4 protein-coding genes are annotated in these 15,792 nt (G+C 61.8%); 1 reads left to right on the top strand and 3 read right to left on the bottom strand.

Going from position 1 to position 15,792, the window contains the following annotated elements:
- From P5705_RS16330 to metH, 3 genes are all read right to left on the bottom strand, one after another.
- A partial coding sequence (locus P5705_RS16330) for a neuraminidase-like domain-containing protein (RefSeq protein ID WP_277461900.1) occupies nt 1-8,873 on the bottom strand: 8,873 nt, incomplete at its 3' end.
- A 130-nt stretch (nt 8,874-9,003) separates the two neighbouring features.
- The gene (locus P5705_RS16325; protein ID WP_277461899.1) at nt 9,004-9,270 is read right to left on the bottom strand and encodes an acyl carrier protein; all 267 of its coding nucleotides are present in this window, start codon (nt 9,268-9,270) and stop codon (nt 9,004-9,006) included.
- 243 nt (nt 9,271-9,513) lie between these two features.
- On the bottom strand, nt 9,514-13,221 hold the full coding sequence (gene metH / locus P5705_RS16320; RefSeq protein WP_277461898.1) for a methionine synthase: 3,708 nt from the start codon (nt 13,219-13,221) through the stop codon (nt 9,514-9,516).
- Between the two features lie 172 nt (nt 13,222-13,393).
- Here metH and P5705_RS16315 point away from each other — a divergent pair, with 172 nt between their 5' ends.
- Nucleotides 13,394-15,694, top strand: coding sequence for a fatty acid cis/trans isomerase (locus P5705_RS16315; protein ID WP_277461897.1), 2,301 nt, complete (start codon nt 13,394-13,396; stop codon nt 15,692-15,694).
- The last annotated feature ends 98 nt before the right edge of the window (nt 15,695-15,792 follow it).

Below are 15,792 nucleotides of genomic sequence, written 5' to 3'. Positions count from 1 at the left end.
TCGGCGATGCGTTTGGCCTCGGCTTCGTCGGCTTTGCGCTTGGCTTCGGCTTCATCGGTGATGCGCTTGGCCTCGGCTTCATCGGCCTCGCTTACGGCCCGGGCGACCGCTTCGTCGGCATCACGCTTAGCTTTCACGGCGGAGTCGACGGCTTTGCGCAGGTTGGCAAGCACCCCATTGGTTTCCGCAATCGTGGTTGCTTGCTCAATTTCGGTCGGTGCCCGCTCAACGGTCGCATGCGCGGTCTTGAGCGTTGCTATCGATTGTTCAATCACGGTGAAGTGCGCTTGGGCTTCAGGTGCCTTTATCCCCGGCTTGGCAGCCTGCACATTGATGGCCTCACGAAGCGTCCTCAAGGTCTCAAGGGCTGTTGTCACTTGAGAGGAAGCCAACGTCTTCGTGGTGTTCAGTGCCTGAGCGACAACCTCGGCATTACGCGCCTGCAAGGCCTCGACGGTCAGCTTGGCTTCGGCGGCCTCGCGTGCCGTGTTATCGGCATTCTTCTTGGCCTTGTTCAGTACATTGAGGGCTGCCTCGGCCGGGACGATGGCAGCCTTGGCAGCGTCGACTTCCGCTTGTGCGGCCACCAATGCTTCCTTGGCCGCCAGCTTTTGGGCAGCGCTGAGTCCTTCTTCAGCCGCCTTGGTCTGGGCGGTTTTCAGTTCAGTTTCTGCGGTAACCAAATTGGCCGTGGCGTTCACATGGCCGTCGGCCAATGGCTTGGCCCTGGCCTCGATGGCATTGAGCGACTCGGCAGCGACCCTGGCTTTGGTATCGGCCTCGTGCAGTGCCTTGAGCGCTTTCATCAGCTCTTTGCGGCTGGCGCTTCTGGCCGCGAACTGGCGTTTCGAGGCGGCGGCTCTGGCCTGGTAGTCTGCATCAGCTTCGCGGTTGGCCGCATCAAATGCTGTCAGGCAACGCTTGACGTTTTCACGGAATGCTGGCGTGCCGTCGACGGCGGAGTAGTTCAGTTGCACGTTGATGTCTTCCAGCAACCACTCGCCATCGCGGTACAGCAAGGGGTTGTTCTTCGCCCCGCCGGGGAATGACAGCACCCAGGTCGAAATCAGGCCGGTACCCTCGAAGGGTTGATAGCGGGACTTGTCCGATGTCAACGGCAGCAAGTCAAGGGTGCGGTTGAACTCATTCACTGACCACACCGCCATGTTCTGCTGCGGGCGCAGATCGCGCAGGACATTGGCCGCGCTGCCTTCGTTGGCGTTGTACAGGTGTCGGGCGCCTTCGCTGTCGGCGTCGAGCAGCAGCCTGTTGCTGGTCTGGACCAGCATCGCCGGCACGGGGGCCGAACTCGAGGCGCCGTCGAGCTTGAACGACAACACGATCCGCTCGAGCCTGCGCAGGTAATGGCCGGGGTAGTCCCTGTCGAAGAGCCAGGGCGACAGGGTGAATGCCACCTTGTCGCTGTCCAGCTGCGCGTGCAGGTCTTCGTGGGTCCATTGCATGCAGTCCAGCAGTGACAGGTCCTTGCGGATGTCCAGGGGACGGTGGTTGTCGCGTATCGCGGCCACGTCCATCCGCATCAGGTCACGCTCCAGCGCCTCACCGGCGAGCATGCCGCGCCAGTTGTCGAGCCAGCCGTCGGTCTTGATCCAGGTGCTGCTGAAATCACCCAGTTCAAACTGCAGGCAGGCTTCGGCCATCAGGCACAGCGACAGGGTGGCGTCGTAGGCGCTGGAGTAGATCTGCGACATGCGCCCGATCAACCAGAGATAAGTTGCATGGTTGGAGAAGACCGAGGTCATGATCTCGTATTCGGCACGGTGTGCGGCTTGTGTTGCTCGGGCCTCCTCAACGGCGATGCTGGCGGCTTTAATACGGACGTCATGCTCAAGAAGTTGCTGGTCGAGCAATTGCAATTCAAAGGATGCCTGATCGGCTTCAAATTGCCACTGCTGGGAGCGCAACTGGTAATCCGCTTGCAGGCGAAGTTCGTCCTTAGTCATGTCGCAAATTGAAGACATCATATCGAATGCAACTACGGCTTGCGCGACGCCTTGCGCTGGGCTATTGCCCCCAAATGCAAGGCCATAGATGGTCGGGACGGTGGCCTCGATAATCTTTGAGCTGGACGCAAAGATTGCTGAGGTTGCAACTGCGGCTCTTGACATATAAGCAAATGCTTGGGCGGCATGTTCGAGATCGGTTATCCCTTCGTCAACCAAACCCTGATAGTAGCTCTGGCGGTCTTGTACCATGCGTTTGCTCGCCAGTACGGTCTCACGCTCGCGCTTGGCCAGTTCAAGTGCCTGTGCCTGCAGGCGGCATGGGTAGTCCATCAGTTTGATGATATTGGCCTTGTTGGCCAGGGACAGTTGCAATGATGCATCGCGATCGTAAAAGCGCAGTTGTGTCTGCCCCAGTTCGATCAACTGCAGCACGGCCTCACCGGCGCACTTGCGGGCTTCTTCATAGCGGCAGGGCGGTACCGTTCTAGCAATTCGAGCCGTCCTGCCATGCTCTTGGTTGGCGCCACCGTACCCCAGTGCAATTTGATCAAGCGTTGCGGGGTCGAGCATGATCGCGGCGGGTTTGCCATCCAGCGTCAGGCCATGGCGCAGGTTGAACAGGCGGTTGCGCAGCAGGTTGCGCAGCTCGACCAGCTTGTTGTTGAGCGGTGGGGTGAAGTCTGCCGTGGCGCTCTCGGCCAGCGATTTGGCCTGCACCGGCGCGGTGGAGAGGTTTTCCGGCAGCACGCCGATCAGGCGCAGGGCCTTGTCGTAGCACAGGGCGGCCTCGACCAGGGTGTCCAGGTTGAGCTGGCGGTAGAAGTCGTCACCCTGGCGTTGCCAGTTTTCCACCACGAACAGGTGCAGGGCCTTTTTGTAGCGTTCGGGGTCGGCGTAGGCCAGTTCGTCGGGGTCACTGGTCTTGTCGGTGGCAGCGACGGCAGGTTTGCCAAGGATCGGTTGAGTGAGCCAGAACAAGGGCGGATGGTTACCATCGGGCACCCAGGTGCGGTAGGGGTCGAACAGGTGGCGCGTGCTGCTGCGCCAGGCTACGCCGTAGTCGCGATTCTGGCGTTTCAGCCAGGCGACCAGGAAGGGCGCGTGGAAGAACAGTTCCCAGAAGTAGAGGCCGTTGGCGCTGTGGAAGTCGACCGTTGAGGCGAAACCTCCGGGCTCCAGACGGGGCTCGGGCAGGCATTGGGCTTCCCAGGACAGGGCGCGCTGTACCGATTGGGTGGCCAGGGCAACCAGTTGCTTGCCGAACAAGGTGTTGAGGCGCAGGCTCTCGGGCAAACGTGTTTGGCCGGTATCGAGCTTGGCGTTGACCTCTTTCAAATCCAGATACAGTGCTTGTTCGTCATTACGCCTTAGCTGGACAGTAGGAACGGCGTCGTCTGGAGTGTCGACCAACTCGTAGGTGTGGGTCAACGAACCGAGGTGGTCTGTACCGTCATACAAGTCCAGCTTGAATCTGTAGTGAGGGAAATCCAGGTTGATTGGGCAGTGGAAATTGAGCTGATCAATGCCGTCGGTGATGAGTTCGTCCTCGAAGATCATCTGATGGTCGGGGTCGATATGCAGCAGGATTCTGCTGCAGGCATCAGGATGAAAATGGCGTAGGCGCAGGGCCGCATCTAAATTGATACCGTCTGGCAGAGTGCCTATTTCTTTCAGTATCGCGTCTTCTTCAAGTTTTAAGTAGAAATTGACAACGTCCTGCCTATTCTTCGCTCTTGCGGTGATAATGGCTTTATGCACTGAAAGGCGGCTGCTGGGGGCGCCTTTCAAGGCGTACCCCATTTTATGATGGAGCTCTTTTGTTGTGGTGTAGCGGACTTTGAGCAGTGACTGTTTAATTTTGGTGAATGTTTCTTTGGTTTCTGGTTCCTCGGAGAGACGTTTTAGTATTTGATGTTCGGGGGTGTTAAGGAGTGCATGGTCATGGGTGGAGAGTGTCCAGTTTGGGTTGGGTGGGGCTACGACGGTCGCTGTGAGCCTGGCTGAAAATTTTCCGTGTCGAGAAGGTGATGGTTTATGCTCAAGTTTGGTGACAGTGCTGTCGTAGATGTCGTAGGTATAGTTCTTTGGGTTGAGAAGTGCTGTTTTTATATTCAGGGTGATCAGATTTTCAATGTCTGGGATGTATATTGCGAGCCCGGAAATATCTGCTTTTTGTACGTCGCTGGCGAGATCGCTGACAGTGATGTTAGTGACTATGAATTCGTTTGGTGTTTCTGCTGTGTAATGTAATAGATGAATCTTGCTTTTTTTGTTTTTTGCTTTGTTGATTGCTTCGTTGATTGTTTCGTTGATCTCAGTATCGGTATCTGTGTGGGCTCTTTTGAGGCATTCGAGGTTTTCTAAAGCTTGCTTGAAGGCTTCTTGTATTTTTTTGACTTCGGTGTTTATGTCGAACGTCTCAATTATTGTGATTTTTGCGGATCCGGTCTCTTTTATGAAGCCATGCACGAGTGTGACGGGTTCAAATGTCTGATGGCCATTACGGGTCTTCCATTCTCCATTGAGGTTGTATTTCAAGTTTATCGTGCCGTTGATAGGGGGGGCTGGCTTGGCTAATAGGACTTCCCCGCTTTTTGTTCTTGAATATTTCAATGCTGTTTGTGTGGGAAGATGTCTTGATAGCTTGTCATCTTTGAGTGTCTCTTTTAATGTGGTGGCGGCACCCATGTAGGGGTGCTGCACGGTACGCGGGTCATGAAAGAAATCTAACCAATTGGAAATCATTTTTTCCTCAATTGGCCTGCTGGCTGTGTTCGAGCTGTCAAGAACTTGCGACTCGATCAGAAGCAGGTCTTTGGCAACAAGGAAATAATCGATATTTCTGCGCTTGCTTTTTGCCATGACCGTGTCATACAGCATCACCATGAACCAAGGGTCATGCTCACGCCCGCCCATCTGGTTCACCATCACCATCAAGCCCGGCTGGAAGTCCTTGGTCTTCAGGAACACATTGGATGGTGCAGTCCCGTGGACATGTGTAACGACGGTCTTTTTCTTGGTTTTTTCATCCTCGGTTGTAACGCTCTGCTCTATTTTGGGGTCGAAGTTGCCCTTTTCATCATGACCGTCCAGCAGCAGCAGCTCATTGGGTGCGCTCCACGCGCCGTCGGTCTGCTGGTAGGCAAAGCACACCCGCAACGGGTAATAGTCGCTTGCCTTGTTGTCGGGGCCCATGGGGATGGCCGTGGCGCCCCACTCTGCCCACACCGCATAACGGCGGCCGGCGATGATCACGGGGCGGATCAACTCGATATGCGTGCGCAGGTCTTCAGCCAGGCGTTCGTCTTCGTGCTGCTTGGCTGCTTTGGCTGCGTCTTCCTTCGCCTTCTCGGCTTCTTCTGTTTCGTTGCCCTTGACATACAGCAGGGGGGCTTCCTTGGGCAGCGGCGTGACGGCCAACTTCCCAGTAATGCCCAGCGTGATCTTCTCCCACTCCCCCCACGCCAGCATGCTCGGCGCGCCATCCTGGTCGCGCAGGGACATGTCCAGCGTGCGCCAGTAGTACTCCACCGGCTCGACGTTGGTCTTGCCGATGAAGTGGTAGGTATCGCTCAGCGGCGAGGTGCCATCGGCGTACGCCGAAATCGGTTGGATATTGCTGAGTTTTTCAAAGGTACTCAGGTAGGTTTCCAAGGCTATCTTGACGTCATCGGGCGTGCACTTGCCCTGGGCCAGCAGGTTCTCCAGATCCTTGAACGCATTGGTCTTGCGCGTGCGCCGGGTGGGGTCGATGTAATTCTGCGGCTCGTTGTGCGCGCTCTTGCGCAGCTCCCAGCGCTCGTAGCTGCTGGAGAAGTTCTCCCACTCCTCGCGCTCTTCCTCGCCGATGGTGACGTCGCGGTAGCCATTCTCCAGGTGCGAATGGATCTGGTGCAGGTAGCGCTGCAGGCTGGCAGTGGCCGACAGCGTGCGGGTGGTGAGCGGCTCGTGGGAGACCTGCAGGTCGATCAGCAGGTAGTCGGCCAGGGTCTGCGGGCTGTCGATCCAGTTGGGGGCCGTGCTGCCAGGCACCCAGTGCACCAGCATCCATTGCATCAGGGCGTCGCGCCAGGCCACGCTCAGTTGCGCTTCATGGGCTTTGCGCTGTTTGCTCGAGCGGCCTTGTCGCAAGGCGGTTTCAACCCGGGTGAAATCAGCGTGATCCTGGGCCAGGGGGAGCTTGCCCAGGTCAAGGAGGGTGTCCAGTGACAGCTGGTGCTTGTCTGCCAGCCCCTGCAAGCGCAGCAGCCGGTCGAGGTCACGCAGCGTCTTGGGGGGCGAGTCGAGGTTCAGGGCCGAGGGACGGGTGGCGGGGAGCCCCAGCAACGCTTCGAGCTCGGCCCATGTCGCCTTTGCATCAGTGGCGGCGTCTTTGTCATTGGCTTGCTTCAGGTAGGCCAGCACACCTTCTTCCGACTTGCCCTTGGCCAACCTGGCGAGCAACGCCTTGTAGCGGCCAAGCTGGTAGAGGGTGGTGAAGTCGAGGGTCCGCACGTCCAGCTGGAGAAGTTCGCCCTCGTTGATCACGGTCGCGTGATGCGGTGCGTCCAGATTGAACCAGGTGGGCTGGTGGGCGATTTGCTCGAGTGCGCTGGCATTGAGCTTGAACAGCTTGATGAGGTCGCTGTAGCGCTGCAGCAGCGTCCAGGTCCAGAGGTCGCTGAGCAGGAGTATCTCCTTTAACGGCTTTAACGGCAGGTCGGCGTTGAGTTGCACTTGGACCTGCAGCATCCGCTGATAGAGCGCTTCGGGATCGACTCCCGCCCAGCTCAGCAGGGGTTCCACCCAGTTGCCGGCTTCAAGTTTCAGCGCTTTTCGCAGCGGTTGGCTCAACGCTTTGTAGCAGGCCTCCACCCTCTGCTCTTTGGTCTTTGATGGCGGCGCTTTTTTGGTAGCGCCGGCCGCTTTCTGGCTTGGCGTTGCTGCGCGCTGAGCTACTTCGTCGAGTTGACCAGGGCCGGTCTCGCCTTCTGCCGGGGTATCGCTGATCGTCTTGTCCGGCTCAGGACTCAACTGCGGGTCGGGCTTGAAGGTGCCCGCCTCGAATGCGATCTCCCAGTCCTTCTGGAACACCGGCTGCTGGTGATTCAACAGCGCGAACACCTGCATGGTCTCCAGGCCTTGGCCTTGCAGCCATTCCAGGGTGTTCATCAGGCCCGCGATCACGTCGATGATGTCGGGTTCGTCCAGTGTGTCCCGCAAGCAGGGTCTACCCGCCAATTGCTGCAGGTAGGCGGGCTGTTCCTGTGTGAGCAACGTCAGGATCAACATGCCTTCGGCGATCGGGCTGTCGAACAGGCGCAACAGGGTGACAATCCGATAGCAAGCCGAAATCACCGCCAGCGAACGTGTTGGCTTGTTCAGGCCCTGGGCTTTGCAGACCCACTCGAGTACGACGCGCAGCACCTCGCTGTTCACCTTCATCGCCACGGCGAGCTGGTTGAGGGTTTGCGCATCGGCGCCGGCTGAGGCCTGGTAGTCGAATGGCTGGTCGTCCAGCTGCAGCGGCTTCTCGTCGGCGTCCTCGTCACTGTTGGCGGGGGCGAACAGCTTGTCGTAGAACGACACCTGCTGGTCGGCGGCATACGGCGCGATCACATCCAGGAAGGCCGCGTACTGCCAGGGGGTGACCCGGTACTTCTGCTGCAGGTGGCGGAACATGCCGAGGGCGCGCAGGGTGTTGGCGGTCAGGTGGTAGTCGCCGGCCTGGCCTTCGGCGCGCAGCGCGGCCATGACCAGGGCGTCGGCTTCCGCGGCTGTCAGGTCCAGGGCGCGCTGGATGCGCAGGATACGTTGCAGGCGGTCGAGGTGGGCGCTGGTCAGGCCGGTGATGGCCACGGTCTTTTTCGCCGGTTTCCTGACAGGGGGCTGGGCCGACTGCTGCAAGGGTGCTGACGGGTTGGCCTGTGCGGGCGCTTCGCTCGTTTCTGATGTTGCTGCTGGGGTGTCGCTCGATGTGGCCTGCGCTGTCTCCTCCGGGGTAGACGCCTGTGGCGCACCCGGCGTCAACTCGGTGAGGTATAGCGGTGTCGTCCCGTTGTTGATGAACGCTGCGCCGAACACCTGGCTCGAAGGCGAAGCGACCGAAAGGGTGGTGACAAGGGCGCTGCGTGTCACCGAGGTGTTGCCCTCGCCGATGGCATTGACGGCCAGCAGTTTGCGCAGTTCGCGGCGGGTCAGCCCGAGGGCCTTGGTCAGTTTTTGCGTGGTGTTGAGCTTGTTCAGAGGTCTACTGTCGCTGATATGGAAGTGGTGTTGATAGAATTCAGCCTCCTGGCGTTGGTTTTCCTCGGTCACGTCCGGCATCAGATTTGCCGCTGGCAGCGATGGCGCCAGCAACAGCGCCCGCAGCTGTGGCGAAAAGCCGCTGCTCAGGACGGTCGCTGCGCGTTGGTCGGCGAGGGTGAGGTTGTCGAAGGTGAAGGCGGGGTAGCTGGCGTGGGTGCTGCGCAGCACATCCCACACATGCAGCTGCTTGGTGGCCAGGGTGGCCTTGATCGATTCCCAGGCATGGTGGAAGGGTACGTTGGCCTGGTAAAGACCGTTGGCGACGGCTTGCTGCAGCGTTTTTCGCTCCGGCAGCACCTGCCTGGCGCGGCTTTCCAGCACGTCCAGGACCATGCGAATCTTGGGCAGGACCTTGCGCGTGTTCTTTTCATCGAGCTTCAGGTCCAGCAGATCGGAGCGCCGCTGTTGCAGGGTGATCGGTGCGCTGACATCGGCGCGGACCTCGAAGGCCTGGATCATTTCCCTGAGGTGTACCAGGTAGGCCAGCCGACCATTGTTGGCCATCAGCGCGCCGGGGGCGCAGCGGGTCTGGTCGTCCTCGAACAGCTTCATGTAGGTGGCCGTGTCAGGGCGGTTGGCGGGGCTGTAGTCGTTGTTCTGGGTGGACAGGTCGTTCATCGCGAAGGTCCTTTGCAAGTGAAGGCGGGCAGCGACCTGGCGGTTGCGTCAGGGCGCAAGGTGATTGGTTTGACGCTACGCCTTGGAAGGGAAGGGCGCACCTGGCAGAAATGTCAGGTGGTGGGGAAACTCAGCTCAACATGGGTGGATGCTCTGGTGTGGGCATGGTGCGATAGACCAGGTCGACCAGCTCGGCGAAGGTGAGGTAGGGGCGCAATGGCTGGTGGATGAGGATGCCGAAGGTTTCTTCGATCAGCGCTTGCAGTTCGAACATGTCGAAGCTGTCGGCACCCAGTTCGCCAAGGGAGATGTCCGGGCGGATCTGGTGCAGGCTCTGCTCGAGGAAGTAGCTGATGATCCAGCGCAGGTGGAAAGCGATGTAGAGCCGGGATTGCATGTTGGGGCTGCCATGGGAGGAGAGATGATCCTCTTTAGCGCGCCTTGGTGCAGGTGGCTACTGATAGAAATGCCAGGTGCGGGGCTGTGGGATTTGTGCTTTGGCTTGCCGGCGAGCACCGGAGGCGTGGTGTAGCTTGTGGGGCCCCTGTAGGAGCGGCTTCAGCCGCGATCACCCGCGAAGCGGGTGCCTCGCATCGCGGCTAAAGCCGCTCCTACAGGGCGCAACCCCCGATGGCCGGGCTCAGCCCTCGTAACCGAGGTTCGGCGCCAGCCAGCGTTCGCTCACGCTCACGTCCTGGCCCTTGCGCGCGCTGTAGCGCTCGACCTGGTCCTTGTCCACCTTGCCCACGGCGAAGTACTGCGCCTGCGGGTGGGCGAAGTACCAGCCGCTGACCGCCGCCGCCGGGAACATGGCGAAGTGCTCGGTGAGGAACACGCCGCTCGGGCCGGTCTCACCGATGGCGGTGCCGTCGAGCAGGCGGAACAGGGTTTCCTTCTCGGTGTGATCGGGGCAGGCGGGGTAGCCCGGGGCCGGGCGGATGCCGCTGTACTGCTCCTTGATCAGCGCCTCGTTGTCCAGGTGCTCGTCCTTGGCGTAACCCCAGTGCTCCTTGCGCACCTGCTCGTGCAGCCACTCGGCGCAGGCCTCGGCCAGGCGGTCGGCCAGGGCCTTGACCATGATCGAGCTGTAGTCGTCGCCCTTGTCCTGGTAAGCCTTGGCCACTTCCTCGGCACCGATGCCGGCGGTGGTGATGAAGCCGCCGACGTAGTCGGTCACGCCGCTGTCCTTGGGGGCGACGAAGTCGGCCAGCGACCAGTTGGGCTTGCCGTCGGGCTTGATGGTCTGCTGGCGCAGGTGGTGCAGGGTGGCCAGGGTCTGGCCGTTGTCGCCATAGACTTCGATGTCGTCATGCTCGACCTGGTTGGCCGGCCAGAAGCCGAATACCGCGCGGGCGCTGATCAGTTGCTCGTCGATCAGCTTGTCGAGCATCTCGCGGGCATCCTTGTACAGCGCCGTGGCGGCCTCGCCGACCACTTCGTCGGTGAGGATGCGCGGGAACTTGCCGGCGAGGTCCCAGGAGATGAAGAACGGGGTCCAGTCGATGTACTCGGCCAGGGTGCGCAGGTCGATGTTCTCCAGCACCTTGACGCCGGTGAAGGAGGGAGTGGCGGCCTGGTAGTTGGCCCAGTCGTACTGCGGCTTGGCGGCGATGGCCTGGGCATAGCTCAGGCGCTCGGTGCGGGCGCTGCGGTTGGCGGTGCGCTCGCGCACCTCCACGTACTCTTCGCGGGTCTTGGCGACGAAGCCGGCCTTGAGCTCCTTCGACAGCAGCTGCGTGGCCACGCCCACCGCGCGCGAGGCGTCGGTGACGTAGACCACGGCGTCGTTCGAGTACTTGGGCTCGATCTTCACCGCGGTGTGGGCTTTGGAGGTGGTCGCGCCACCGATCATCAGCGGCAGGTGGAAGTCCTGGCGCTGCATCTCGCGGGCGACGTGAACCATCTCGTCCAGCGAGGGGGTGATCAGGCCGGACAGGCCGATGATGTCGCACTTCTGCTCGCGGGCGGTCTGCAGGATCTTCTCGGCCGGCACCATCACGCCCATGTCGACGATGTCGTAGCCGTTGCAACCAAGCACCACGCCGACGATGTTCTTGCCGATGTCGTGCACGTCGCCCTTGACCGTGGCCATGAGGATCTTGCCCTTGGCCTCGGGCTTGTCGCCTTTCTCTTCCTCGATGAATGGAATGAGGTGGGCCACCGCCTGCTTCATCACCCGCGCCGACTTGACCACTTGCGGTAGGAACATCTTGCCGGCGCCGAACAGGTCGCCGACCACGTTCATGCCGCTCATCAATGGGCCTTCGATGACCTCGATCGGGCGCGCCGACTGCTGGCGGCACTCTTCGGTGTCCTCGACGATGTGGGCGGTGATGCCCTTGACCAGCGCATGCTCGAGGCGCTTGGCCACCGGCAGCGAGCGCCACTCTTCGTTCTCGACTTCCTTGGTGGCGCCGCCGCCCTTGTAGTCGTCGGCAATCGCCAGCAGGGCGTCGGTGCCGTGCGGGGTGCGGTTGAGCACCACGTCCTCGACCTTCTCGCGCAGGGCGGCGGGGATCTCGTCGTAGATCTCCAGCTGGCCGGCGTTGACGATGCCCATGGTCAGGCCGTTCTGGATGGCGTGGTAGAGGAACACCGAGTGGATCGCCTCGCGCACCGGGTTGTTGCCACGGAACGAGAACGACACGTTCGAGACGCCGCCCGAGCTCAGGGCGTAGGGCAGGTGGTCGCGGATGTAGGCGCAGGCTTCGATGAAGTCGACGGCGTAGTTGTTGTGCTCTTCGATGCCGGTGGCCACGGCGAAGATGTTCGGGTCGAAGATGATGTCTTCCGGCGGGAAGCCCACTTCGTTGACCAGGATGTCGTAGCTGCGCTGGCAGATTTCGCGCTTGCGCGCGGCGGTGTCGGCCTGGCCGACCTCGTCGAAGGCCATCACCACCACGGCGGCGCCATAGCGCTTGCACAGGCGGGCGTGGTGCTTGAACTGCTCGACGCCTTCCTTCATCGAGATCGAGTTGACGATGCCCTTGCCCTGGATGCACTTCAGGCCCGCCTCGATCACCTCCCACTTGGAGGAGTCGATCATGATGGGGACGCGGGAGATGTCCGGCTCGCCGGCGATCAGGTTGAGGAAGCGGACCATGGCGGCCTGGGAGTCGAGCATCCCTTCGTCCATGTTGATGTCGATCACCTGGGCGCCGGCCTCGACCTGCTGCAGGGCGACTTCCAGGGCTTCGGTGTAGTTCTCCTCGCGGATCAGCCGGGCGAACTTGGCGGAACCGGTGATGTTGGTGCGCTCGCCGACGTTGACGAACAACGACTGGCGGTCGATGGTGAACGGCTCCAGGCCCGACAGGCGGCAGGCCTTGGGGATGTCCGGGATGGCCCGTGGCTTGTGCCTGGCCACGGCCTCGGCGATGGCCTGGATGTGCGGCGGGGTGGTGCCGCAGCAGCCGCCGATGATGTTGAGGAAGCCGCTGGCGGCGAACTCCTCGACCACCGCGGCCATTTCCGCGGGCGTCTCGTCGTACTCGCCGAAGGCGTTGGGCAGGCCGGCGTTGGGGTGCGCGGAGACGAAGGTGTCGGCCTTGGTGGACAGCTCTTCGAGGTACGGGCGCAGGTCCTTGGCGCCGAGGGCGCAGTTCAGGCCGATGGAGATCGGCTTGGCGTGGCGCACCGAGTTCAAGAACGCTTCGGTGGTCTGGCCGGAGAGGGTGCGGCCGGAGGCGTCGGTGATGGTGCCGGAGATCATGATCGGCAGTTCGACGTTGTCTTCCTCGAACACCTGCTGCACGGCGAAGATCGCTGCCTTGGCGTTCAAGGTGTCGAAGATGGTCTCGATCAGCAGCAGGTCGGCGCCACCTTCGATCAGGCCACGGGTGGCCTCTATGTAGTTGGTCACCAGCTCGTCGAAGGTGACGTTGCGGTAGCCGGGGTCGTTGACGTCGGGGGAGATCGAGCAGGTGCGGCTGGTCGGGCCGAGCACGCCGGCGACGAAGCGCGGCTTGTCCGGGGTTTCCAGGGTTTTCGCGTCCGCGACCTGGCGGGCGACGCGCGCGCCCTCGACGTTGAGCTCGTACACCAGCGCTTCCATGCCGTAGTCGGCTTGCGAGATCTGCGTGGCGTTGAAGGTGTTGGTTTCGAGAATATCCGCGCCGGCGTCCAGGTAGGCTTTCTCGATCGCGGCGATCACATCGGGGCGGGAGAGCAGCAACAGGTCGTTGTTGCCCTTCACGTCGCTTGGCCAATCGGCGAAGCGCGTGCCACGATAGTCGTGTTCCTCCAGGCGGTAACTCTGGATCATAGTACCCATGCCGCCGTCGAGGATCAGGATGCGCTCTTTGAGTGCGTTCTGGAGTGCTTGTAAACGAGCGCTGCGGTCGGACATAGGAACTACCTGGTCGGGCGAATATCAGAAGGTGCCGAATAATAACAAAGCTGCACGGATTTTAGGCGTGCCGCCGTTTTGCATGAATTTCCTTCATGTTGGCGCATGCCCCAGCACCCAGGACCCGGTCAGGCATATCGTGATGGCTTTCAGAAACCAGGACTTTCGGCACATGTTGCTTCGCATACTTGCCAGCGTCTTCGCCCTGCTGATCAGTGGCGTGGCGTTCGCGCAGGCCCCCCAATCGAGCCCGGCGATTTCGTACACCCGGGACATCCAACCGATCTTCACCGAGAAGTGCGTGGCCTGCCACGCCTGCAACGACGCCGCCTGCCAGCTCAACCTGGGCAGCGCCGAGGGCGCCGAGCGTGGCGCCTCGAAGGTGCCGGTGTACCAGGGCGAGCGCAGCCAGGCGGTGCCCACCACGCGGCTGTTCTACGACGCCCGCGACGAGGCTGGCTGGCGCAAGGCCGGGTTCTACTCGGTGCTGGACAAGCAGGGCAGCCAGGCCGCGCTGATGGCGCGCATGCTCGAACTGGGGCACAAGACGCCGCTCACGCCCAACGCCAAGCTGCCGGACGAAATCGTGCTGGGGCTCAACCGCACCAACATGTGCCCCATGCCCCATGAGTTCGACGCCTATGCCGGCGCGCACCCGAAGGAGGGCATGCCGCTGGCGGTCACCGGCCTGAGCGACCAGGAGTACCAGACGCTGCAGCGCTGGCTGGCGGCCGGCGCGCCGGTGGAGAAGACCCAGTTCGTGCCCAACGCGGCGGAAGCGCGGCAGATCTTCGAGTGGGAAGAACTGCTCAACCGCCCGGGCTCGACCGAGGCGCTGGTCGCCCGCTGGCTGTACGAGCACTTGTTCCTGGCCCACATCCATTTCGTCGGCGGTGAGCAAGGCCACTTCTTCCAGTGGGTGCGCTCGCGCACCCCGAGCGGCCGGCCGGTCGACCTGATCGCCACCCGCCGCCCCAACGACCCGCCGGGCACCGACTTCTACTACCGGCTGGTTCCGGTGCAGGGGGTGATCGTCCACAAGACCCATATCACCTACCCGATGGGCCCGCAGAAGCTCAAGCGGGTCAAGCAGTTGTTCTACAGCGGCGACTGGCATGCCAGCGCGTTGCCCGGCTACGGCCCGCGCCACCGCGCCAACCCGTTCGAGACCTTCGAGGCGATCCCGGCGGTGGCCCGCTACCAGTTCATGCTGGACAACGCCGAGTACTTCGTGCGCACCTTCATCCGTGGCCCGGTGTGCCGCGGGCAGATCGCCACCGACGTGATTCGCGACAACTTCTGGGCGCTGTTCCAGGAGCCGGCCCACGACCTCTACATCACCGACGCCAAGTACCGGGGCGAGGCCACGCCGCTGCTGGCCATGCCCGGCCAGATCGACGATGTCGGCAGCGTGCTGGGCCTGTGGCACGCCTACCGCGACAAGCGCAACGAGTACGAGGCGTTGCGCCGCGAAGCCTACGCCGAGCAGCCGGCACCAAGCTGGTCGACACTGTGGGCGGGCAACGACAACGCCTTGCTCAGCATCTTCCGCCACTTCGACAGCGCCTCGGTCACCAAGGGCCTGATCGGCGACGTGCCGCTGACCATGTGGCTGTTCGACTACCCGCTGTTCGAACGCACCTACTACCAGCTGGCGGTGAACTTCGATGTGTTCGGCAACGTCTCGCACCAGTTGCAGACGCGCCTGTACTTCGACCTGATCCGCAATGGCGCGGAGGTCAACTTCCTGCGCCTGATGCCGGCCGGCACGCGCGGCGAGATCCTGGGTAGCTGGTACCAGAACAGCGGCAAGGTGAAGATGTGGATGGACTACGAGGACATCGACACCAGCACCCCGAGCGCGTTGCAGTTGGACAAGCACGACCCCAAGCGTGATTTCGGCTTGAAGCTGTTGCAGCGCACCGGCAGCCTGAACGCCGCGCCCGACCCGATCAACCGCTGCCAGGGCGCGTATTGCTCGCGGCCGCAGATGAGCGAAGCGTTCCGCGACGTCGAGCAGTCGCTCAGCCGCCTGGTGTCGCGCCCGGCTGCCGGGTTGAAGGTGATCGACCAGTTGCCCGAGGCGACGATGCTGCGCATCGAAGGGCAGGGCGGCCAGCGCCAGGTTTACAGCCTGTTGCGCAACCGTGCCCACAGCAACGTGGCGTTCCTGCTGGGCGAGGCGTACCGCTACCAGCCGGGGCTGGACACCCTCACTCTGGTGCCGGGCGTGCTCAGCAGCTACCCGAACTTCATCTTCAATGTGCCTGCGAAGGAGGTGCCGGAGTTCGTCGAGGACCTGGAAGCGGCCCGCGACGACACGGCCAAGTTCGAGCGCATCGTCATGCGCTGGGGCGTGCGCCGCAGCCACCCGGAGTTCTGGCGCTACTTCCATGACCTGAACCGCTATATCCAGGAGACCGATCCGGTGGAGGCGGGGGTACTGGACATGAACCGCTACGAGAACCTCTGATGGGGTGGCCTGACCTTTCCCGGCATGCTGCGGTCGGAAGGTCAGGTGGGTCTTGGGGCTGCTGTGCAGCCCATTCGCCGGCAAAGCCGGCTCCTACA

This window comes from Pseudomonas entomophila, assembly GCF_029478665.1.
Classification (GTDB): domain Bacteria; phylum Pseudomonadota; class Gammaproteobacteria; order Pseudomonadales; family Pseudomonadaceae; genus Aquipseudomonas; species Aquipseudomonas entomophila_F.
The sequence above is the reverse complement of the archived record's forward strand: the minus strand, read 5'-3'. Positions and strand labels throughout refer to the sequence as shown.

What these genes read in the sequence shown, in the direction of transcription:
- P5705_RS16315 (WP_277461897.1), top strand. Translation starts at nt 13,394, where the DNA reads ATGTTGCTTCGCATACTTGCCAGCGTCTTCGCCCTGCTGATCAGTGGC.
- metH (WP_277461898.1), bottom strand. Translation starts at nt 13,221, where the DNA reads ATGTCCGACCGCAGCGCTCGTTTACAAGCACTCCAGAACGCACTCAAA.
- P5705_RS16325 (WP_277461899.1), bottom strand. Translation starts at nt 9,270, where the DNA reads ATGCAATCCCGGCTCTACATCGCTTTCCACCTGCGCTGGATCATCAGC.